The organism is Serratia sp. CY74737 (assembly GCF_052166775.1).
Taxonomy (GTDB): domain Bacteria; phylum Pseudomonadota; class Gammaproteobacteria; order Enterobacterales; family Enterobacteriaceae; genus Serratia; species Serratia ureilytica.
Genome location: NZ_JBJNOF010000006.1, coordinates 360,238 through 379,962 on the forward strand (window position 1 = coordinate 360,238; position 19,725 = coordinate 379,962).

Genomic DNA, 19,725 nt, shown 5'->3' on the forward strand with positions numbered 1-19,725 from the left:
GGTTGAATTTCAGACAGAGAGAGCGGAGGGCGGACGGGCGAGGGGGAAGATTAATTGGCGTAGGCCAGCAGGCTCAGGGAGTCGCGCGCCAGCGATTTGCACTTTTTAGGCGTTGGAATGGCGATGCCGCTCAGATCGCGATAGCTGTCTTCGCCCAGCGCCTTCATGTTAAAGCTGTTGTAGTTGCTCAAATCCCAGCGGTTTTGTTGCGCGAAATAGACGATGGCGCGCTTGATTTGCGCATTTGGCAAATCGTTGTAGCCGCAATCATTTTTCAAATAAATAAATACCGCCGTCAGATCGGCCAGATCTTCCGCCTCGGATTCATTCAGCGCCAGACTGGCGTTGGAGAAGCCCAGCATCGCCAGCAGCAGCATCGTTAACGTTGTTTTTTTCATCATGAAATAGGCCTGTTTGTCGTCTGCAGACGTTACCACACTTGTCTGTAAAGGCACCAAATTTTATTGCTGACGGGCGCTGCCATAGCGCTCACCCACGGCGCGCTCTTGATTGTGAGGCATAGCTTAAAATACCGCCAGGAAAGGCTTGACCTTCCGCCTGGGGGAAGGTTTAGGCTGGCTGCGTTGAGTTATGTCACTGAGAAAAGGGAGTCAGCGATGTTACGCCGTGATTTTATTAAATTGACCGCTGCATTGGGCGCCGCGAGCGCATTGCCGTTATGGAGCCGGGCCGCCTTAGCGGCCGAGCGGCCGGCCCTGCCGGTGCCCTCGTTGTTAACGCCCGACGCGCAGGGAAAGATTGCGCTGGCGCTGCAGGCGGGGGAAACCCGCTGGTTGCCAGGCGCCGCCACCAAAACCTGGGGATTCAACGGCGCGCTGCTCGGGCCGGCGGTGAAGCTGCAGCGGGGTCAGCCGGTGACGGTCGATATCAAAAACAGCCTGGCGGAAGCCAGTACCGTCCACTGGCACGGCCTGGAAATCCCCGGCGACGTCGATGGCGGCCCGCAGGCGTTGATCCATCCCGGCGCAACGCGCACGGTGAATTTCACCGTCGATCAACCGGCGGCCACCTGCTGGTTCCACCCGCATACCCACGGTAAAACCGGCAGCCAGGTGATGATGGGGCTGGCGGGGCTGGTGCTGCTGGAAGACGATGAAAGCGCCAAACTGCCGCTGCCGAAAACCTGGGGGCAGGATGACATTCCGGTGATCCTGCAGGATAAGCGGCTGGGCAAAGATGCCCAGATCGAATATCACCTGGACGTGATGAGCGCGGCGGTGGGTTGGTTTGGCGATCGCATGTTTACCAACGGCGCGCAGTACCCGCAACATCTGGCGCCGCGCGGTTGGCTGCGTTTGCGTTTCCTCAACGGTTGCAACGCCCGCTCGCTGAATCTGGCGGCCAGTGACAACCGCCCGCTGTACGTCATCGCCAGCGACGGCGGTTTCCTGACGGAGCCGGTGAAGCTGACTGAGCTGCCGATGCTGATGGGCGAGCGCTTTGAAGTGCTGGTCGATGCCTCCGACGGGAAAGCGTTCGACATCGTGACGTTGCCGGTGAAACAGATGGGCATGACGCTGGCGCCGTTCGATCGGCCGCTGCCGGTGTTGCGCATTCAGCCGTCGTTGGCGCAGGGCATCAAAACCATGCCGGACAGCCTGGTGAAGCTGCCGACATTGCCTGCCACCACCGGCATCCAGGAGCGTTGGCTGCAGCTGATGATGGATCCGCAGCTGGATATGCTCGGCATGCAGGCGCTGATGGATCGTTATGGTCATCAGGCGATGGCAGGCATGAGCATGAATCATGGCGCGACGGGCGCTGGAAACATGAAAGGCATGGACCACGGTAACATGAAGGGCATGGAGAAGGGCGGCATGCAGGGCATGGACCACGGCGACATGAGCAGCATGAAAGGCATGGATCATGGCAAGATGGCCGGGATGGATCATGGCGGCGCGCAGGGCAACGCCAAACCGTTCGACTTCAGCCACGGCAACATGATCAACGGCAAGGCCTTCGATATGACCAAGCCGATGTTCGCCGCCAAACGGGGCCAGTATGAAAAATGGACCATTTCCGGCGAGGGCGACATGATGCTGCACCCGTTCCACATTCACGGCACCCAGTTCCGTATCCTGTCGGAAAACGGCAAACCGCCGGCGGCGCATCGCAGCGGCTGGAAGGACACGGTGCGTGTCGAAGGGTGGCGCAGCGAAGTGCTGGTGCGTTTCGATCATCCGGCAAGCAGCGAACATGCGTATATGGCCCACTGCCACCTGTTGGAACACGAAGATACCGGCATGATGATGGGCTTTACCGTCGCCGATTGATCGCGGCCTATCGCTCAGGTGGCGGTGCGCTCGCGTCGCCACCGCTTGGTTCAATGAAAGGAAGCCGTTATACTGATTAAAATATCAGCTGTTGAGGAGTGCGTCATGCCGACAAAATTGGATCCCATCGTTTCTGAGTTTGAGACTCAAGAGCAGGCTGATAGTTACGATCGTTGGTTCAGAAGCACCGTGGAATCTTCCATCAATAGCGACACACCCCGCGTCCCCCATGACGAGGTTATGGCCGGTGCTCGTCACATTATCGAACAGGCGAAAGCCAAAAGAAAATCGGCCTGACCCTCATGTTAATCGTCAAATGGACTGACGAAGCAAAAACGGGTTTATACACGCTGCTTGCCTTTATCGCGGAGCGAAACCCACTTGCCGCTGAGGCTCTGTTGCAACGCATTGAAGAGTCGGTTATCCCGTTAGCGGAACATCCTTATCTGTTCCGGCCAGGCAGGGTGAACGGGACCCGTGAAATGGTCGTTCATCCTAATTACATTGTGGTTTACCGCGTGCTGGCTGCACACATTGAAATAGTGGGTGTCCTGCACGCTCGTCAGGAATACCCTTAATAAAGAAAACTCCCCTGTCCGGGAGAGAGGCAACTCGTAACGGCCTATGCTAAACTCTGCGCCTTTCTTCCGGCAACTGACCTGAATACTATGAAACACACTGTAGACGTAATGATTTCCGAGCAGGAAGTTAAGACCCGTATCGCCGAACTTGGCCGCCAGATCACCGAACATTACCGCGACAGCGGCAGTGACATGGTGCTGGTCGGGCTGCTGCGCGGCTCCTTCATGTTCATGGCCGATCTGTGCCGCGCGATTGACGTGCCGCATGAAGTCGACTTCATGACGGCTTCCAGCTATGGCAGCGGCATGTCCACCACTCGCGACGTGAAGATCCTCAAGGATCTGGACGAAGACATTCGCGGCAAAGACGTGCTGATCGTGGAAGACATCATCGATTCCGGCAACACGCTGAACAAAGTGCGCGAGATTTTGGCGCTGCGTGGGCCGAAATCGCTGGCGATTTGCACCTTGCTGGACAAGCCTGAGCGCCGTGAAGTGCAGGTGCCGGTCGAATATGTCGGCTTCTCGATCCCGGATGAGTTCGTGGTGGGGTATGGCATCGACTACGCCCAGCGCTACCGTCACCTGCCGTACGTCGGCAAAGTGGTGCTGCTGGACGAGTAATTGATGTGGGGCGCGGCCTGCCTGCCGCGCCCGCGGCGGGATTATACGCCTTTATCCTGCTTCAGTTTGGCTATCGCTTTGCGGTAGCCCATCTCCAGGCTCTCGCGGCTGGTCGCCAGCACTTCCATATCGCGCAGACGGCCGTCCTGAATGCCGTACACCCAGCCGTGGATCATCACCTTCTGGCCGCGTTTCCAGGCCGATTGCATGATGGTGGAGTGGCCCAGGTTGTATACCTGCTCAATGACGTTGATCTCGCACAGCATGTCGAAACGCTGTTCCGGCGGCAGCTCGCCCAGCAGCGAACTGTGCTTGTACCACAGATCGCGAATGTGCAGCAGCCAGTTGTCGATCAGCCCCAGCTCCGGGTTTTCCACCGCGGCCTGCACGCCGCCGCAGCCCAGGTGGCCGCAGATGATGATGTGTTCGACCTCCAGCACATCTACCGCATACTGCACCACCGACAGGCAGTTAAGATCGGTGTGGATAACGAGGTTCGCCACGTTGCGATGGACGAACAGTTCACCCGGCTCGAGGCCGGTCAGGCGTTCTGCGGGAACGCGGCTGTCAGAGCAACCAATCCATAAGAAGCGGGGCTTTTGCGCCTGGGCTAAACGTTCAAAAAAATCCGGGTCTTCCTGACTGATATTGGCCGACCAGGCCTGGTTGTTGGCGATAAGCTCTTCGATTTCTTTCATGGAGGTGATTGACCCGTAACGAACAGATTGCGTTGGGGTAATATAGGGTAAGCGTCACAATTTGGAAATCGGAACAGTGGTGCAACCTCATTTACCGCACGGATTCGACGCAGTGAAAACGCCGTCGATGCTAGGATTATTGTTATTGTTTCAAGCCTCGCAAACAGGGGGCGCGGCGGCATACTCATCGTTATAAGGTACTATTTTACATATGAATTATGCACTGGAATTAGCGCAGCTGACCAAGACTTACGCCGGTGGCGTCAAGGCGCTGCGCGGCATCGACCTGAGCGTCGAGGCGGGGGATTTTTATGCCCTGCTGGGGCCAAACGGCGCCGGAAAGTCCACCACCATCGGCATCATCAGCTCGCTGGTGAACAAAACCGCCGGCAGCGTGCGGGTGTTCGGTTACGACATCGATAAAGACATCGTCAACGCCAAACGCCAGCTTGGCCTGGTGCCGCAGGAGTTCAACTTCAACCCGTTTGAAACCGTATTGCAGATCGTGGTGAACCAGGCGGGTTACTATGGCGTCACGCGGCGTGAAGCGATGGCGCGCGCCGAAAAGTACCTCAATCAGCTGGACCTGTGGGGCAAGCGCAACGAGCGTGCTCGCATGCTGTCCGGCGGCATGAAGCGCCGTCTGATGATCGCCCGCGCGTTGATGCACCAACCAAAGCTGTTGATCCTCGATGAACCGACCGCCGGGGTGGATATCGAGCTGCGCCGCTCGATGTGGGGCTTCCTGAAAGAGCTGAACGCCCAGGGCACCACTATCATCCTCACCACCCACTATTTGGAAGAGGCGGAGATGCTGTGCCGCAACATCGGCATCATCCAGAACGGGGAGCTGGTGGAAAACACCTCGATGAAGGGGCTGCTGGCCAAGCTCAAGTCGGAAACCTTTATCCTCGATCTGGCGGCGAAAAGCCCGCTGCCGAAGCTGGACGGTTACCGCAGCCGCCTGACGGATACCTCGACGCTGGAAGTGGAGGTGATGCGTGAACAGGGGCTAAACGGCCTGTTCGCCCAGCTGAGCGCGCAGGGCGTGCAGGTGCTGAGCATGCGCAACAAGGCGAACCGCCTGGAAGAGCTGTTTGTCACCCTGGTTAACGGCAATGGAGAGAAAGCATGACGCGTTTGTATTGGGTGGCCTTACAGAGCATCTGGGCCAAAGAGGTGAACCGCTTCGCGCGCATCTGGATCCAGACCCTGGTGCCACCGGTGATCACCATGACGCTGTACTTCATCATCTTCGGCAACCTGATTGGTTCGCGCATCGGCGATATGCACGGCTTCAGCTACATGCAGTTCATCGTGCCCGGCCTTATCATGATGGCGGTGATCACCAACTCCTACGCCAACGTCGCGTCGTCGTTCTTCAGCGCCAAATTCCAGCGCAACATTGAGGAACTGCTGGTGGCGCCGGTGCCGACCCACGTGGTGATCGCCGGCTATGTCGGCGGCGGCGTGGCGCGCGGTATCTGCGTCGGCGTGCTGGTGACCATCATCTCGCTGTTCTTCGTGCCGCTGCAGGTGCACGCCTGGTGGGTGATTGCGCTGACGCTGTTGCTGACGGCGATCCTGTTCTCGCTGGCGGGGCTCATCAACGCGGTGTTCGCCACCACTTTCGACGACATCAGCCTGATCCCGACCTTCGTGTTGACGCCGCTCACCTACCTGGGCGGGGTGTTCTACTCGCTGTCGCTGCTGCCGCCGTTCTGGCAGGCGGTGTCGAAGCTGAACCCGATCGTCTATATGATCAGCGGTTTCCGCTACGGTTTCCTCGGCATCAACGACGTGCCGCTGGCGTTCACCATGGCGGTGCTGGTGGCGTTTATCACGGTGTTCTACCTGCTGTCCTGGTACCTGATCGAACGCGGCCGCGGCCTGCGCAGCTGATCCTGATGCGCCCTCGTTTTCCCGGCGGGGGCGCTTTTCCCGATTTGGCGCAGGCGGCGCGTAAATCAATAGAATCGCTCAAATAACCGCTAGTTCCCCGCTGTTCAAATCGTGCTATGCTGGCGCTCCACATTTCCTTCATTTTTGTCATTACGCACTCGTAAGCAGAACATCATCATGCGGCCTCAATACAAGTTGGCGACTGGGTTACTCGGCATTCTGATGTCGTTGGTTTCCCCTGTGAGCCTGGCGAATCTGCTGTCGGAAGACGGCGCGGTTAAATCTGAATACATGGAAGCGCAGCGCGACAGCGAAGTCTATTCGCTGGTGGGCGAGCATGTGATCCCGGTAGGGGAAGTGAAGCGCGGGCAACTGATCCAGGTGTTCCCGGCGGATGCGGAATACTACGAATTCAAATTCGGGCACGGCACCGGTTTTATCGATAAAGACGACGTGCGCGAGCTGAAGAAGTCGCGCAAGGTGCAAGACGATCTGGGCGAGCTGAACAAGCCGCTGACCAACCAGAATCTGATCACCCAAAAGGCGATCGACGTATACACCGCGGCGGACAAGGACAGCGAGGTCTTCGGCACGCTGGAAGGCAATCTGCGTTATCCGATCATCGGCAAGCTGAAGGATCGGCTGAACAATACCTGGTACGAGGTCAACATCGGCGATCGGCTGGGGTTCGTCAATGAGCTGGACTGCGAGATCGATAACGGCATACCGGTGCTGACTTACCATCACCTGCTGAAAAACGAAGAGAACAAGCGCTTCCGCCATACTTCGACCACCACCTCAGACGTGGCGTTCAGCAACCAGATGACCTACCTCAAGCAGGCGGGCTACGACACCATTTCGCTGTATCAGCTGGAAGCCTACCTGAAGAATCAGATCAACCTGCCGGGCAAGGCGATCGTGCTGACCTTCGACGACGGGCTGAAATCGGTTTATCGCTACGCTTACCCGGTATTGAAGGATTACGGTTTCCGCGCGACGGCGTTCATCATCTCTTCGCGCATCAAGCGTCATCCGCAGAAATGGAACCCGGACTCGCTGCAGTTTATGAGCGTCTCGGAGCTCAAGCAGATTCAGGACGTGTTCGACGTGCAGTCGCACACCCACTTCCTGCATCGCACCGACGGCAATCGCCAGCCGATTTTGCTGAGCCGTTCGCTGCACAATATCGAGTTCGATTTTGAGCGCTCGCGCCGCGCGCTGTCGCAGTTCAACCCGCACGTGCTGTATCTGTCCTACCCGTTCGGCGGCTATAACCAGCGGGCTATCCAGGCGGCGCAGGACGCCGGTTTCCATCTGGCGGTGACCACGGTGCAGGGCAAGGTGAAGCCGGGGGATAATCCCTATACGCTGAAGCGGCTGTATATTCTGCGCACCGACTCGATCCAGACCATGGCGGATCGGATAGCCAACAAGCCGGGTACGGTGGTGCAGTAAGGAAAAGAACGGGCGCGCGAGGCGCCCGTTTTACCGTCAGGCGACCTGAACCGGCACGGCTTTCGCCTTGCGCTGCAGGTTGTTGTCACCCTCGAAATAGGCGACTTTCGGGTGATGTTGGCGGGCGTCAGCGTCGGTCATTTGCACATAGGAGCAGATGATCAGTTTGTCGCCCACGCAGGCGCAGCGCGCGGCGGCGCCGTTGACCGAAATGATGCGCGAACCGCGCTCGGCGGCGATGGCGTAGGTGGAGAAGCGCTGGCCGTTATCCACGTTGTAGATATCGATCGCTTCATATTCCAGAATGCCAGCCGCTTCCAGGAAATCCTGATCGATGGCGCAGGATCCTTCATAGTGCAAGTCAGCCTGAGTGACTTTGACGCGATGCAGCTTGCCTTGCAGCATAGTACGTATCATAGCTTTACCTAACTGAATATCGGCCTTCACAGGCGTTGGGGTTGAACATCTCTCCTGCATCCCTGCAATCTCTATCGTCACCGATCGTCCTGCTATTGTCTACCTATGGTCAGGGCGGCAGGATGACGACAGTATGAAAAATGACTTACAGCGTCAGGTCAACCTGCTGGTTGTCGATAAGCCGCGCTTTGCCCAGCCAGGCGGCCATCAGCACCACCGCCCGTTGGCTGTCCACCGTCAGCGGCTGCAGGCTGTCGGCATCGCGAATAAACAGCTCATCCGGCGTAAAGCCGGCGGCGCGCAGTTGCTCGGCGGTCTGTTCCAACAGCGTTTCGACATGGCGCTCGCCATTGGCCAGCTGCTGCGCCAGCGCGTTCATGATTTTGCTCAGCTGCGGCGCAACCTTGCGTTCCTCGGCGGTCAGGTAACCGTTGCGTGAACTGAGGGCCAGGCCGTCTTTGGCGCGCACGGTCGGCACGCCGACGATGTCGATGTCGTAACCCATGTCCGCCACCATTTTGCGGATCAGCGCCAATTGCTGGTAGTCCTTCTCGCCGAAACAGGCCAAATCAGGCTGCACCAGGTTGAACAGCTTGCTGACGATGGTGGAAACGCCGCGGAAGTGGCCCGGCCGGCTTGCGCCTTCCAGAATGGTGGAGATGCCCGGCACGTCGACGTAGGTTTGCTGCTCCAGCCCCTGCGGATAGACCGCGGCCGGGGCCGGCGCGAACACCAGATCGACGCCGCGGCGGGTCAGCTTCTCGCTGTCTTCCTGCAGCGTGCGCGGGTAGCGCGCCAGATCGTCCGGGCGATCGAACTGCATCGGGTTGACGAAGACGCTCACCACCACCACGTCGGCGCGGGCGCGCGCTTCATCGACCAGCGTCATATGGCCGTCGTGCAGGTTGCCCATGGTCGGCACCAGTGCGATGCGCTTGCCTTCCTGGCGCCAGCGGCGGATCTGCTGACGCAGCAGCGGCAGGGTTTCGATAATAATCATTGGGTGACTCCTGGAACCATCGCTTAGTTAAAAGAGTGTTCAGCCGCCGGATAGAGGCCTTGCTCCACTTCCTGAATGTAGTGTTGCACCGCCGTGCGGATATCGCCGCTTTGCGCCAGGAAGTTCTTGGCGAATTTCGGCGTGTGGCCGCCGGTGATGCCGAAGGCGTCGTGCATCACCAGGATCTGGCCGTCGGTGCCGTTGCCGGCGCCGATGCCGATGACCGGAATGGAGAGCGCTTCGGTGATCTGGCGTGCCAGCTCGGTCGGCACGCACTCCAGCACCAGCAGCTGAATGCCGGCCAGCTCCAGATTCTGCGCGTCCTGCAGCAGCTGTTTGGCGGCCAGTTCGTCGCGACCTTGCACCTTATAACCGCCGAACACGTTGACCGACTGCGGCGTCAGCCCCAGGTGGCCGCATACCGGCACCGCGCGTTCGGCGAGCATTTTCACCGTGTCGCACAGCCAGCTGCCGCCTTCCAGTTTCACCATGTTGGCGCCGGCGCGCATCAGCTCGGCGGCGTTGGCGAAGGTCTGTTCCGGGGTGGCGTAACTCATGAATGGCAGATCGGCCAGCAGCAGGCAGGCCGGCGCGCCGCGGCGCACGGCGCGCGTGTGGTAGGCGACGTCGGCGACGGTGACCGGCAGCGTGGAGTCGTGGCCCTGCAGCGTCATCCCCAGCGAATCGCCCACCAACAGGACTTTAATGCCTTGCTCTTCAAACAGCTTGGCAAAGCTGGCATCGTAGGCGGTAAGGGTAGCAAACTTGCGTTGCTCCTGTTTCCACTGGCGCAAATGGGTCACGGTGGTGGGTTTCATCACAACGTCTCCTGAAACGGGCCGTGCGGCTTACGCAGGCCCAGGCTGCAAAAAAGTGCAGCCATTCTACTGTAACCCGATCGGGGTGGGTAGCGCGGATCGCCATGCTTAAGCGGTTCTTAAGAACCTTGTGGTGCAATGGCGTCATGACTCAAAAGGGATACTCATGCGAATTCTGCTGATCGAAGATGACAAACTGATCGGGGACGGCATCAAGGCCGGGCTGACCAAACTCGGCTTCAATCTGGACTGGTTCACCGACGGCGCCGTCGGCAAAAATGCGCTGGGCAGCGCGCCGTATGACGCGGTGATCCTCGATCTCAGCCTGCCGGGCCTCGATGGTCTGGATCTCCTGCGCCAGTGGCGCCAGGCCGGGCAGGATGTGCCGGTGCTGATCCTCACCGCCCGCGATGCGTTGGAGCAGCGGGTCAGCGGGTTGCAAAGCGGCGCCGACGACTACCTGTGCAAACCGTTCGCGCTGGCCGAAGTCGCGGCGCGCCTGCAGGCGCTGATCCGCCGTCGTCACGGCCAACTGATGCCGCAACTGACGCACGGCAACGTGGTGTTCGACAGCGCCACCCGCAGCGTGAGCTGCAACGGTGAGCCGGTGACGCTGACGCCGCGTGAATTGGCGGTGCTGGAGCTATTTCTGCATAACAAAGGGCGCGTGTTGGCGCGGCCGTTGATCCAGGAGAAGCTGTACAACTGGGACGACGAGGTGAGCAGCAACGCGGTGGAGGTGCATATTCACCACCTGCGGCGCAAGCTGGGCAACGGCTTCATTCGCACCATCCATGGCGTGGGCTATACGCTGGGGGATGCTCCGTGAAGCGCCTCAGCCTGCGGCTGCGTCTGATCCTGATTTTCAGCCTGCTGGCGCTGCTGACCTGGTGCACTGCCAGCGTGGTGGCCTGGGTGATGTCGCGCAATACCATCAACGAAGTGTTCGACACCCAGCAGATGCTGTTCGCCAAGCGGCTGGCGACCGCCAACCTCGGCGATCTGCTGGCCGATGAAAGCGCGCGTAGCCTGCCGAAAACCAAGAAGCTGGTGCATCATGGCAAACGGGGCGAGCAAGATGATGACGCGCTGGCGTTCGCCATCTTCGATCGCCAAGGCAAGATGCTGCTCAACGACGGCGAGAACGGTGCCGACTTCCTGTTTGACGGGGAGCGTGAAGGTTTTACCGACGGCGAACGCAAAGGCGATGACGACAGTTGGCGCCTGGTATGGTTGACCAGCCCGGACGGGCGCTATCGCATTGTCGTGGGGCAGGAGTGGGATTACCGGCGCGATATGGCGCTGGGCATGGTGACCGGCCAATTGGTGCCCTGGCTGGCGACGCTGCCGGTGCTGATGCTGCTGATTGCGCTGATGGTCGGGCGCGAGCTGCGGCCGCTGCGTGCGGTGGCCGCCGGTTTGCGTCGGCGCGCGCCCGATGACGCCACGCCGCTGGATGCGCGCCAGGTGCCGACCGAGGTGCGCCCGCTGGTGGATGCGCTCAATGCTCTGTTCGCCCGCATCAACGCTTTACTGATACGGGAGCGACGCTTCACCTCCGATGCCGCGCACGAATTGCGCAGCCCGCTGGCGGCATTGCGGGTGCAGACCGAAGTGGTGCAGTTGGCGGGGGACGATGCGCCGATGCGCGAGCACGCGCTGGATAATCTGACGGTCGGCATCGATCGCGCCACCCGGCTGGTGGATCAGCTGTTGACGTTGTCGCGGCTGGATTCGCTGTCGGATCTGGCCGAGCTGGCGCCCATTGACTGGAACGAACTGGTGATGATGACCCTGGCGGAACAGGATCGGCTGGCTCATGCGGCGGGCGTGACGCTGCGTTATGAACAGCAGGGAACGCCGCCGGTGCGTCAGGGGCAGACCTTGCTGCTGTCACTGTTATTGCGCAACTTGCTGGACAACGCGGTGCGTTACACCCCGCAGGGCGGCGCGGTCACCGTGACGTTGAGCGAGCGCTCGCTGACGGTAGAGGATGAGGGGCCGGGGGTGACGACAGAGCATCTGGCGCGGTTGGGGGAACGCTTCTATCGCCCGCCGGGACAGGAGCAAACCGGCAGCGGGCTGGGGTTATCGATCGTGCAGCGTATCGCCGGCTTGCATGGTTTACAGGTCAGTTTCGCCAATCGCCCGACAGGCGGGTTCGTCGCGCGGCTGGCGCTGTAGGCGGGTCAGGATTTCGGTTTTGGCGAGTGCCACAGCGCCATGCCGTTTTCCGGCACGCGCTTGAGGCAGCTGGCGAGCGGTTCGCCATCGGGGAGAATCAGATCGGGGGCGATTTCCGCCAGCGGGTAGAGCATGAATTCGCGCTCTTTCAGGCCGTAATGCGGTACGGTCAGGCGATCGGTATGGATCACCTTGTCGCCGTACAGCATGATGTCTAAATCGAGCGTGCGCGGCCCCCAGCGTTCATCCTTGCGCACGCGCCCCTGATTGCGTTCTATCGCCTGGGTATGGTCGAGCAGCTGTTCGGGCGGCAACAGGGTATCCAGCGCCACCACCGCGTTGAGAAAGTCCGGCTGGTTTTGCGGCCCCAGCGGCTTGGTGCGGTAAAACGAAGAACAGGTGACCAGCCGGGTGCGCGGGAGATGCTCCAGCGCCTCCAGCGCGGCGTTAACCTGTTGCAGCGGCTGCGCCAGGTTGCTGCCCAGCGCGATATAAACGCGGATCATTATGCCCCTTCTTTACGCGGTGCCCGGCGACGAGGACGGCGTTGACGCGCGCGACGCGGCGCCGGATCGTCACCCAGGGTGCTCAACATGGCTTTCTGCCGCGCCGGCGTGGCGTCCTGGAACTCACCCCACCACTCGGCCAGACGCAGCATCTCCTGATTGTCTTCCACTTCCGCACGCAGCGCCAGTAAATCATAGGCGGCACGGAATTTCGGATGTTCCATCAGTTTGTGCGCGCGTTTGCCCTGACGACGAGACAGGCGCAGCTGCAGCTGCCAGATATCGCGCACCAGTGTGGTAATGCGTTTCGGGATCGCCAGCGAGCGGCACTGCTCGTCGAGCACATCGTTCATCGCCAGCGCGAAGGCGTCGTAGTACGCCAGGCCGCTTTCCTGCGCCAGTTTCTGCGCGTGCTCCAGCAGCGGGTACCACAGCATGGCGGCAAACAGGAAGGCCGGGTTGACGCGCATGTCGTTCTGCAGGCGATGATCGGTGTTCTTCAGCACCTGCACCAGAATGCGCTCCATCGGCGTATCGTGGTTCGGCGTGAAGTTGCGGGCGATCAGCGGGAACAGCGGTTGGAACAGCTGATATTCGCACAGCTTCAGGTAGGTCTGGAAACCGTAACCCGCCTGCAGCAGCTTGAGGGATTCTTCGAACAGACGCGCCGGTGGGATCTCATGCAGCAGCGAAGCCAGACGCGGGATCGGCTCGGCGGTCTCTTCACTGATGCGCATATCCAGCTTGGCGGCGAAGCGCACCGCGCGCAGCATGCGCACCGGATCTTCGCGGTAACGGGTTTCCGGATCGCCGATCAGGCGGATCACGCCTTGTTTCAGATCGTTCAGGCCGCCGACGTAATCGCGCAGTGTGAAATCCGCCACGCCGTAGTACAGGCTGTTAATGGTGAAATCACGGCGCTGGGCGTCTTCCTCGATCGAACCGAAGATGTTGTCGCGCAGCAGCATGCCGTTTTGCGCCTGCTGGGAGGAATTTTTGTCGGATTCCTGATTCTGTTCGTGGTGACCGCGGAAGGTGGCCACTTCGATGATCTCCGGCCCGAACATCACGTGCGCCAGACGGAAGCGGCGGCCGACCAGGCGGCAGTTGCGGAACAGCTTGCGCACTTGTTCCGGCGTGGCGTTGGTGGTGATGTCGAAGTCTTTCGGCTTTTTGCCGAGCAACAGATCGCGCACCCCGCCGCCGACCAGATAAGCCTCGTAGCCGGATTTGTTCAGGCGATAAAGCACTTTCAGCGCATTCTCGCTGATGTCTTTGCGCGAAATCGAGTGTTGTTCGCGCGGGATCACGGTCATCGAGTCGTTGCTCTCGGCGAGGGGGAAAGGCGGACGCTTGCGCGGCGTTGAGCGGCGGGCAGGGGCGTTGCTGCCGTTATCGGCGGCGCGCGGCTGCGGCGCAGGGCGGCTTGGCGCCGCGGCACGCTCTTCGCGGACTACGTTTTTATCGCCGGCCGCCGCGTCGTCGCGGGGCAGCTTGTCATCGCGGGTCAGTACCTTACGACAGAAGTTGGCTACTCGGGTAAAAATGGTACACCTCGATAGTGACTGATAAAAATGGAGCTAACAAAAAATAGCGGCTAATCATAGCTCACCATGGCTCCTTTGAGAATGCCGGCGTGTTTTCATCCAGAGGGATAGCCTCCTGACGCGGCACGTTTTCCAACCGCCAGTGTTCGATCGCCCAGCTCAATAATAATGGCAGGTCAAGATCTTGCCAGCTTTCCGGCAGCGGTTGGCGCAGAAATTTCAGCGCGGCGATCAGCACCGGCCGCGGATCGCCAGCGGGCAACGCCGGCGCATGGTTTTGCTTCGACAGCTTGATGCCGTTGGCACCCAGCGCCAGCGGCAGATGCACATAGGCGGGCACCGGCGCCTGCAGCTGGCGGTAAAGGGCAATTTGGCGCACCGTCGGTTCGATCAGATCGGCGCCGCGGACAATCTCGGTCACGCCCTGAAAATGGTCGTCGATCACCACCGCCAGGTTGTAAGCGAACAGCCCGTCGCGGCGGCGAATGATAAAGTCTTCTCCCGCCAGCGCCGGATCGGCGTGCAATTCTCCCTGCAGGCGATCGTGGAACCGGTAAACGGGGGCGGTCTGACGCAAGCGGATGGCGGCGCCCTGCGGGCCGAGCTGCAAATCGCGGCAGTGGCCGTCGTACAATCCGCCGATTTGCTGGATGCGGCTGCGGGTGCAGGTGCAGTAATAGCTGAGCCCCTGGCGCTGCAACAGATCCAGCGCGGCGCGATAGGCGTCGTGACGTTGGGATTGATAGATGACCTGGCCGTCCCAGTGGAGACCATAATGTTCCAGCGCGGACAGGATGCGAGCTGCGGCGCCGGGGACTTCGCGCGGCGGGTCGATATCTTCGATGCGAACCAGCCACTGCCCGCGTTGGGCGCGAGCCTGAAGGTAGCTTCCCAGAGCGGCAATCAGCGAGCCGAAATGCAGATCCCCGGAAGGCGATGGGGCAAAGCGCCCCACATAATGACTTTCTTGCATATCAGAGGGGAGGGGTTCCCTTTTCTCTGTGCGGCGCACGCGGATGCGCACGCCGCAGCGGTAACATACTCGTTATGCTTGAAACTGCATCTGTGTTAGCTGCGCCTGCTTACCCGAATCACTTACTTGAGTAAGCTCATCGGGATGCGCATTCTTGCCGCCTTGATGCAGCTCCAATCATGTAGAGTAGCGGTATTAGCCGGCCATCTGCTTTTCGCGGATCTCAGCCAGCGTCTTGCAGTCGATGCACAGATCGGCGGTCGGACGCGCTTCGAGGCGACGAATACCGATCTCCACGCCACAAGATTCGCAGTAGCCGAAATCATCGTCTTCCACTTTCTTCAGCGTTTTCTCGATCTTTTTGATCAGTTTGCGTTCACGGTCACGGTTACGCAGTTCAAGGCTGAACTCTTCTTCCTGAGTAGCGCGGTCGGCCGGATCAGGGAAGTTGGCTGCCTCTTCTTGCATATGCGATACAGTACGGTCCACTTCGTCCCTGAGCTGGTTGCGCCACGCTTCAAGAATGCGCTTGAAATGCGACAACTGGGCGTCGTTCATGTACTCTTCGCCCGGCTTCTCTTGGTACGGCTCCACCCCAGCGATGGCGAGAATGCTCAAGGACGAGGTTTTACGGTTTTGCCCTTCTTGCATGTTGCTTCTCCTACATACACACGCACTATCGAATCCCCAATGCGGGGGAAAAACAGGCCGCTATAAATAACAGAAGGAAGGTAGGTTGGCAATTATTCCTGTCGCCCGCTTGACAATCGTGTGAAGGAAGGCGTATTTGGCGATCGTGCTGGCCGGTTGTCTATTTATAGGGACCCGGCTGCGCTAATCGATAAAAAACGGCAGCTTATCGCAGAGATAAATACCGTCAGGTGATAATTTTGCCCCATAGCAAACCACTTCCACTCCCAACTGCCGGACCTGTGCCAACAGCGCCGCATAGCGCTCATCTATATGATGTGCCGGTGCGACCTGCTCAATACCGCTGTGTAACACGGCAAAGAACAATACCGCCCGTTGCCCGCTTTCAACCACGCTGAGCAACTCACGCAGGTGCTTTTGCCCTCTGAGCGTTACCGCATCAGGAAAGTAACCACGTTGTTGTTGCAGTAATGTGACTGACTTAACTTCAATATAGCAGTTAACCCGATTTTCTGCCTGTAATAACAAATCGATACGGCTGTTTTCACCGCCGTATTTCACTTCGCCGCTAATTTTACTGTAACCGGATAATTCATTGATTAAATTATGTTCGATCGCCTCGCGCACCAGCGCGTTGGCGCGCAGGGTGTTGACGCAGATCCAGTGCCCCTGTTGGGTATGGGTCAGCTCCCAGCTGTGGGCGTATTTGCGTTTGGGGTTGTCCGACGTGGAGTACCACACGGTGTCGCCGGGCGTGGCGCAGCCGGTCATGGCGCCGGTATTGGCGCAGTGCAGCGTAAAGGTTTCCCCTTCTGGGGTGATCACGTCAGCCAGAAAGCGTTTGTAACGTTTGATCAGCGTGGCGGAGCGCAGCGGTGGAGAAAAAATCATGGGGATGCCTGCTTGGCCAGCGGCCACTGTTCAAGGTGTTGGTAACGGGTGCGGCCGTTTTCGAACACCGATTCATACAAGGAAAAGGCGTCGGCGCTGAACGCCCAGCCCGGCGTCGCTGGCGGGATCGCCACCGGCTGGGTGGCGGCGCGCAGCAGCGTGATGTGCGGATGGAACGGCAGCGCGCTTTGATGGCAGCCGCTGCGTGCGGCCTGCGAACGCAGCAGCTTGGCCAGCTGCAGCAACCCGCGCGGCGCGCGGCGGGTGCCGAGCCAGACCACGCCGGGGCGCGGCCAATGGCCGAGATCGTCGAGCCGCATGCTGAAGCCGGGTTGAGCGATACGGCCGGCCAACTTACGCAGCGCCAGTTCTTTCTGTGCGCTGACTTCACCGAGAAACGCCAGCGTCAGGTGTAAATTGGCCGCCGCCACCGGCCGACCGGCCTCCGGTGCAAACGCCTCGGCGCGCCAGCGGACCACCTGCTGTTGCAGGGTGTCAGGCAAGGACAGGGCGAAAAACAGGCGGCGCGAATTGGACATAAAGGCTCGGCAAATGCATGACAATACGGTCGGGAACAGCGGTAAACGTTACTGGCAGCGGCCCCGCGAGGGGCGCGGCGCACGAATGAGCTCCGTACTATAGCTAACGCCGCAACAGTTTGAAAGGTTACGGGTATAAAGCTAATGCTACACTGTACGCCGTTTAACGCTAACCACTACGGAGAATTCAGTGTCTTCATTGCCCGTCAGCGCAGTGCTCGATGAGTTGCTGGCTGCGCTGCAGTCTGCCCCGCAGGTGCTGTTGCACGCCCCGACCGGCGCCGGTAAATCCACCTGGCTGCCGCTGCAGCTCCTGGCGAAGGCCGGGTTGCCGGGGCGCATTATCATGCTGGAGCCGCGGCGGCTGGCGGCGAAGAACGTCGCCTATCGTCTGGCGCAGCAATTGGGGGAGGAGCCCGGCCAGACCGTGGGTTATCGCATGCGCGCCGAAAGTAAAAGCGGGCCGCAGACCCGGCTGGAAGTGGTGACGGAAGGCATTCTCACCCGCATGCTGCAGCAGGATGCCGAGCTGCAGGGCATATCGCTGGTGATCCTCGATGAATTCCACGAACGCAGCCTGCAGGCCGATTTGGCGCTGGCGCTGCTGCTCGACGTGCAGCAAGGGCTGCGCGACGATCTGAAACTGCTGATCATGTCGGCCACGCTGGATAACGCCCGTATGACGCAGCTGCTGCCGCAGGCGCCGGTGGTGGTGTCCGAGGGGCGCAGTTTCCCGGTTGAACGCCTGTATCAGCCGTTGGCCAGCCATCAGCGGCTGGAGGATGGCGTAGCGGCGGCGGTGAAGCGCATGCTGGCCGAACAGCCGGGGTCTTTGCTGCTGTTCCTGCCGGGCGTAGCGGAGATCAATCGGGTGCTGGAGCGATTGACCGGCGAGGTGGCGAGCGATACCGATCTTTGCCCGCTGTATGGCGCCTTGCCTCTGGCGCAACAGCAAAAAGCGATTCAGCCGGCGGCGCCGGGCCGCCGCAAAGTGGTGTTGGCGACCAACATCGCCGAGACCAGCCTGACGATCGAGGGCATTCGGCTGGTGGTGGACAGCGGTCTGGAGCGCGTGGCGCGTTACGACGTGCGCAACGGTTTGACGCGGCTGGCGACGCAGCGCATCAGTCAGGCCTCGATGGTGCAGCGCGCCGGGCGCGCCGGGCGTCTGGAACCGGGCATTTGCTGGCATCTGTTCGCCAAAGAGCAGGCGGAGCGCGCGGTGGAACATGCTGAGCCGGAAATTTTACAGAGCGATCTCACCGGCTTCTGGCTCGAGCTGCTGCAGTGGGGGTGCCATGATCCGGCGCAGCTGACCTGGCTTGACGCGCCTCCGACAGCGGCATTGGCGGCGGCCAGGGCGTTGCTGCACCGGCTGGGGGCCACGGATGACGGCGACAAACTCACCGCGCCGGGGCGCCAAATGGCCGCTCTGGGATGTGAACCGCGGCTGGCGGCGATGCTGGTCGCCGGCGCGGCGCTGAGCGCCGACGGCCTGGCGACGGCCGCGTTGCTGGCGGCATTGCTGGAAGAACCGCCGCGCGGCGGGCAGATGGATATCGGTTATTGGCTGAGCCGCCCGCAGCCGAACTGGCGGCAGCGCGCCGCGCAGTTGGCCAAACGTCTGCCGCAACGTGCGGGGCAAGTTGACGCCGATTTGGCGCCGCGGCTGTTGGCGCTGGCATTTACCGATCGCATCGCCCAGCGTCGCGGTCAGGATGGCCGCTACCTGCTGGCCAACGGCCTGGGCGCGGCGATGAACCAGGACGAGGCGCTGTCGCGCGCGCCCTGGTTGATTGTCCCCAACCTGTTGCAGGGCCACAACAGCCCGGATGCGCGTATTTTGTTGGCGTTGCCGGTCGATATCGAGGCGTTGGCGGCGCAGCTGCCGGCGATGGTCATGCAACGCACGGCGGTGGAGTGGGATGAAGAGAAGGGGACGCTGCGCGCCTGGAAACGCCACCAGATCGGCCGTCTGACGCTGCGCGCGCAGCCGCTGGCCAAGCCGGCGGACGAAGAGCTGCAGCAGGCGCTGCTCGACTGGGTGCGCGCGCAGGGGCTGGCGGTGCTCAACTGGGAGGGCGCAGCTGAACAACTGCGGGTGCGCCTGCAGTGCGCGCAAGCCTGGCTGCCGGAGGCGGAGTGGCCGGCGATGGACGAAGAACCGCTGCTGGCGGCGCTGGAGCAGTGGCTGCTGCCGTCGCTGAACGGCGTGCGCGATCTGCGCGGATTGAAGCAGGTCAACCTCGCCGAGGCGTTGTCCCGGCTGTTGGACTGGCAGCAAAAACAGCGGCTGGATAATGCATTACCCACTCATTACACTGTGCCGACCGGCAGCCGCCTGCCGATCCGTTATGAGGCCGGCAAACCGCCGGCGCTGGCGGTGCGTTTGCAGGAAATGTTCGGCGAGCAGCGCAGCCCGATGTTGGCGGAGGGTCGCATCCCGGTAGTGCTTGAGTTACTCTCACCGGCGCACCGGCCGTTGCAAATCACCGGCGATCTGGCGGCCTTCTGGCAAGGCGCCTACCGCGAGGTGCAAAAAGAGATGAAGGGCCGCTATCCGAAACACGTGTGGCCGGACGATCCGGCCACGGCGGCCCCGACGCGCCGAACGAAGAAATATCAGTAGGCCGCGATCGTTTAAG

General features: G+C 60.7%; 21 protein-coding genes. 10 read left to right on the plus strand and 11 right to left on the minus strand.

From position 1 onward, the window contains the following. Window positions 1-50: 50 nt before the first annotated feature. The gene (locus ACJ8PE_RS11095; protein WP_033644927.1) at window positions 51-398 is read right to left on the minus strand and encodes a YacC family pilotin-like protein; all 348 of its coding nucleotides are present in this window, start codon (window positions 396-398) and stop codon (window positions 51-53) included. 219 nt (window positions 399-617) lie between these two features. On the opposite strand from ACJ8PE_RS11095, the gene cueO reads away from it, so the two are divergent. The 4 genes from cueO to hpt all read left to right on the plus strand — a co-directional run bounded on the left by cueO (window position 618) and on the right by hpt (window position 3,499). Then, on the plus strand, window positions 618-2,294 hold the full coding sequence (gene cueO, locus ACJ8PE_RS11100) for a multicopper oxidase CueO (protein ID WP_197759943.1): 1,677 nt from the start codon (window positions 618-620) through the stop codon (window positions 2,292-2,294). A gap of 105 nt (window positions 2,295-2,399) precedes the next feature. Continuing rightward, window positions 2,400-2,591: a type II toxin-antitoxin system RelB family antitoxin gene (relB, locus tag ACJ8PE_RS11105; protein ID WP_004937521.1), complete on the plus strand. Its 192-nt coding sequence runs from the start codon at window positions 2,400-2,402 to the stop codon at window positions 2,589-2,591. Between the two features lie 5 nt (window positions 2,592-2,596). Next, window positions 2,597-2,872: a type II toxin-antitoxin system RelE/ParE family toxin gene (locus ACJ8PE_RS11110; RefSeq protein ID WP_099784514.1), complete on the plus strand. Its 276-nt coding sequence runs from the start codon at window positions 2,597-2,599 to the stop codon at window positions 2,870-2,872. Window positions 2,873-2,962: 90 nt separating this feature from the next. Further along, complete coding sequence (hpt, locus tag ACJ8PE_RS11115; RefSeq protein ID WP_048234659.1) at window positions 2,963-3,499, plus strand: hypoxanthine phosphoribosyltransferase; 537 nt, start codon at window positions 2,963-2,965, stop codon at window positions 3,497-3,499. 41 nt (window positions 3,500-3,540) lie between these two features. Here hpt and can read toward each other — a convergent pair whose 3' ends face one another. Further along, on the minus strand, window positions 3,541-4,197 hold the full coding sequence (gene can / locus ACJ8PE_RS11120; RefSeq protein ID WP_015379031.1) for a carbonate dehydratase: 657 nt from the start codon (window positions 4,195-4,197) through the stop codon (window positions 3,541-3,543). A gap of 211 nt (window positions 4,198-4,408) precedes the next feature. Here can and ACJ8PE_RS11125 point away from each other — a divergent pair, with 211 nt between their 5' ends. The 3 genes from ACJ8PE_RS11125 to ACJ8PE_RS11135 all read left to right on the plus strand — a co-directional run bounded on the left by ACJ8PE_RS11125 (window position 4,409) and on the right by ACJ8PE_RS11135 (window position 7,554). Next, entirely contained in the window at window positions 4,409-5,332 is a 924-nt protein-coding gene (locus ACJ8PE_RS11125; protein ID WP_033644695.1) for an ABC transporter ATP-binding protein, read from the plus strand. Continuing rightward, the gene (locus ACJ8PE_RS11130; protein ID WP_033644696.1) at window positions 5,329-6,099 is read left to right on the plus strand and encodes an ABC transporter permease; all 771 of its coding nucleotides are present in this window, start codon (window positions 5,329-5,331) and stop codon (window positions 6,097-6,099) included. Before ACJ8PE_RS11125 ends, ACJ8PE_RS11130 begins: the two co-directional genes overlap by 4 nt. Before the next feature lie 177 nt (window positions 6,100-6,276). Beyond that, a complete protein-coding gene (locus ACJ8PE_RS11135) occupies window positions 6,277-7,554 on the plus strand; it encodes a polysaccharide deacetylase family protein (RefSeq protein WP_033644697.1) in 1,278 nt (425 codons plus the stop codon). A 36-nt stretch (window positions 7,555-7,590) separates the two neighbouring features. Here ACJ8PE_RS11135 and panD read toward each other — a convergent pair whose 3' ends face one another. The 3 genes from panD to panB form a co-directional block, all read right to left on the minus strand. Continuing rightward, complete coding sequence (gene panD, locus ACJ8PE_RS11140; protein ID WP_004937544.1) at window positions 7,591-7,971, minus strand: aspartate 1-decarboxylase; 381 nt, start codon at window positions 7,969-7,971, stop codon at window positions 7,591-7,593. A gap of 145 nt (window positions 7,972-8,116) precedes the next feature. After that, complete coding sequence (gene panC / locus ACJ8PE_RS11145; protein ID WP_033644699.1) at window positions 8,117-8,971, minus strand: pantoate--beta-alanine ligase; 855 nt, start codon at window positions 8,969-8,971, stop codon at window positions 8,117-8,119. Window positions 8,972-8,994: 23 nt separating this feature from the next. After that, entirely contained in the window at window positions 8,995-9,789 is a 795-nt protein-coding gene (gene panB, locus ACJ8PE_RS11150; RefSeq protein WP_004937548.1) for a 3-methyl-2-oxobutanoate hydroxymethyltransferase, read from the minus strand. A 166-nt stretch (window positions 9,790-9,955) separates the two neighbouring features. On the opposite strand from panB, the gene qseB reads away from it, so the two are divergent. Continuing rightward, window positions 9,956-10,618, plus strand: a complete 663-nt coding sequence (gene qseB / locus ACJ8PE_RS11155; protein ID WP_033651337.1) for a quorum sensing response regulator transcription factor QseB — start codon at window positions 9,956-9,958, stop codon at window positions 10,616-10,618. Next, complete coding sequence (qseC, locus tag ACJ8PE_RS11160; protein WP_197759944.1) at window positions 10,615-11,973, plus strand: quorum sensing histidine kinase QseC; 1,359 nt, start codon at window positions 10,615-10,617, stop codon at window positions 11,971-11,973. Before qseB ends, qseC begins: the two co-directional genes overlap by 4 nt. A gap of 5 nt (window positions 11,974-11,978) precedes the next feature. On the opposite strand, the gene folK is transcribed toward qseC, so the two are convergent. From folK to thpR, 6 genes are all read right to left on the minus strand, one after another. Continuing rightward, complete coding sequence (gene folK, locus ACJ8PE_RS11165) at window positions 11,979-12,479, minus strand: 2-amino-4-hydroxy-6-hydroxymethyldihydropteridine diphosphokinase (RefSeq protein ID WP_197759945.1); 501 nt, start codon at window positions 12,477-12,479, stop codon at window positions 11,979-11,981. Beyond that, a complete protein-coding gene (gene pcnB, locus ACJ8PE_RS11170) occupies window positions 12,479-14,026 on the minus strand; it encodes a polynucleotide adenylyltransferase PcnB (RefSeq protein WP_071883579.1) in 1,548 nt (515 codons plus the stop codon). Before pcnB ends, folK begins: the two co-directional genes overlap by 1 nt. A gap of 61 nt (window positions 14,027-14,087) precedes the next feature. Further along, a complete protein-coding gene (gene gluQRS / locus ACJ8PE_RS11175) occupies window positions 14,088-14,999 on the minus strand; it encodes a tRNA glutamyl-Q(34) synthetase GluQRS (RefSeq protein ID WP_033644703.1) in 912 nt (303 codons plus the stop codon). Between the two features lie 195 nt (window positions 15,000-15,194). Then, complete coding sequence (gene dksA, locus ACJ8PE_RS11180) at window positions 15,195-15,650, minus strand: RNA polymerase-binding protein DksA (protein WP_004937569.1); 456 nt, start codon at window positions 15,648-15,650, stop codon at window positions 15,195-15,197. A gap of 183 nt (window positions 15,651-15,833) precedes the next feature. Beyond that, window positions 15,834-16,541 (minus strand): DNA/RNA nuclease SfsA, encoded by a 708-nt coding sequence (gene sfsA / locus ACJ8PE_RS11185; protein WP_004937572.1) that lies wholly within the window; start codon window positions 16,539-16,541, stop codon window positions 15,834-15,836. After that, entirely contained in the window at window positions 16,538-17,080 is a 543-nt protein-coding gene (gene thpR, locus ACJ8PE_RS11190) for an RNA 2',3'-cyclic phosphodiesterase (protein ID WP_197792680.1), read from the minus strand. The genes sfsA and thpR overlap by 4 nt, the downstream gene beginning before the upstream one ends. Window positions 17,081-17,270: 190 nt before the next feature. Between thpR and hrpB the strand changes: the two genes are divergently transcribed. Further along, window positions 17,271-19,709, plus strand: coding sequence for an ATP-dependent helicase HrpB (gene hrpB / locus ACJ8PE_RS11195; RefSeq protein WP_197759946.1), 2,439 nt, complete (start codon window positions 17,271-17,273; stop codon window positions 19,707-19,709). Window positions 19,710-19,725: the final 16 nt, after the last annotated feature.

What these genes read in the sequence shown, in the direction of transcription:
- ACJ8PE_RS11095 (WP_033644927.1), bottom strand. Translation starts at nt 398, where the DNA reads ATGAAAAAAACAACGTTAACGATGCTGCTGCTGGCGATGCTGGGCTTC.
- cueO (WP_197759943.1), top strand. Translation starts at nt 618, where the DNA reads ATGTTACGCCGTGATTTTATTAAATTGACCGCTGCATTGGGCGCCGCG.
- relB (WP_004937521.1), top strand. Translation starts at nt 2,400, where the DNA reads ATGCCGACAAAATTGGATCCCATCGTTTCTGAGTTTGAGACTCAAGAG.
- ACJ8PE_RS11110 (WP_099784514.1), top strand. Translation starts at nt 2,597, where the DNA reads ATGTTAATCGTCAAATGGACTGACGAAGCAAAAACGGGTTTATACACG.
- hpt (WP_048234659.1), top strand. Translation starts at nt 2,963, where the DNA reads ATGAAACACACTGTAGACGTAATGATTTCCGAGCAGGAAGTTAAGACC.
- can (WP_015379031.1), bottom strand. Translation starts at nt 4,197, where the DNA reads ATGAAAGAAATCGAAGAGCTTATCGCCAACAACCAGGCCTGGTCGGCC.
- ACJ8PE_RS11125 (WP_033644695.1), top strand. Translation starts at nt 4,409, where the DNA reads ATGAATTATGCACTGGAATTAGCGCAGCTGACCAAGACTTACGCCGGT.
- ACJ8PE_RS11130 (WP_033644696.1), top strand. Translation starts at nt 5,329, where the DNA reads ATGACGCGTTTGTATTGGGTGGCCTTACAGAGCATCTGGGCCAAAGAG.
- ACJ8PE_RS11135 (WP_033644697.1), top strand. Translation starts at nt 6,277, where the DNA reads ATGCGGCCTCAATACAAGTTGGCGACTGGGTTACTCGGCATTCTGATG.
- panD (WP_004937544.1), bottom strand. Translation starts at nt 7,971, where the DNA reads ATGATACGTACTATGCTGCAAGGCAAGCTGCATCGCGTCAAAGTCACT.
- panC (WP_033644699.1), bottom strand. Translation starts at nt 8,971, where the DNA reads ATGATTATTATCGAAACCCTGCCGCTGCTGCGTCAGCAGATCCGCCGC.
- panB (WP_004937548.1), bottom strand. Translation starts at nt 9,789, where the DNA reads ATGAAACCCACCACCGTGACCCATTTGCGCCAGTGGAAACAGGAGCAA.
- qseB (WP_033651337.1), top strand. Translation starts at nt 9,956, where the DNA reads ATGCGAATTCTGCTGATCGAAGATGACAAACTGATCGGGGACGGCATC.
- folK (WP_197759945.1), bottom strand. Translation starts at nt 12,479, where the DNA reads ATGATCCGCGTTTATATCGCGCTGGGCAGCAACCTGGCGCAGCCGCTG.
- gluQRS (WP_033644703.1), bottom strand. Translation starts at nt 14,999, where the DNA reads ATGCAAGAAAGTCATTATGTGGGGCGCTTTGCCCCATCGCCTTCCGGG.
- dksA (WP_004937569.1), bottom strand. Translation starts at nt 15,650, where the DNA reads ATGCAAGAAGGGCAAAACCGTAAAACCTCGTCCTTGAGCATTCTCGCC.
- sfsA (WP_004937572.1), bottom strand. Translation starts at nt 16,541, where the DNA reads ATGATTTTTTCTCCACCGCTGCGCTCCGCCACGCTGATCAAACGTTAC.
- thpR (WP_197792680.1), bottom strand. Translation starts at nt 17,080, where the DNA reads ATGTCCAATTCGCGCCGCCTGTTTTTCGCCCTGTCCTTGCCTGACACC.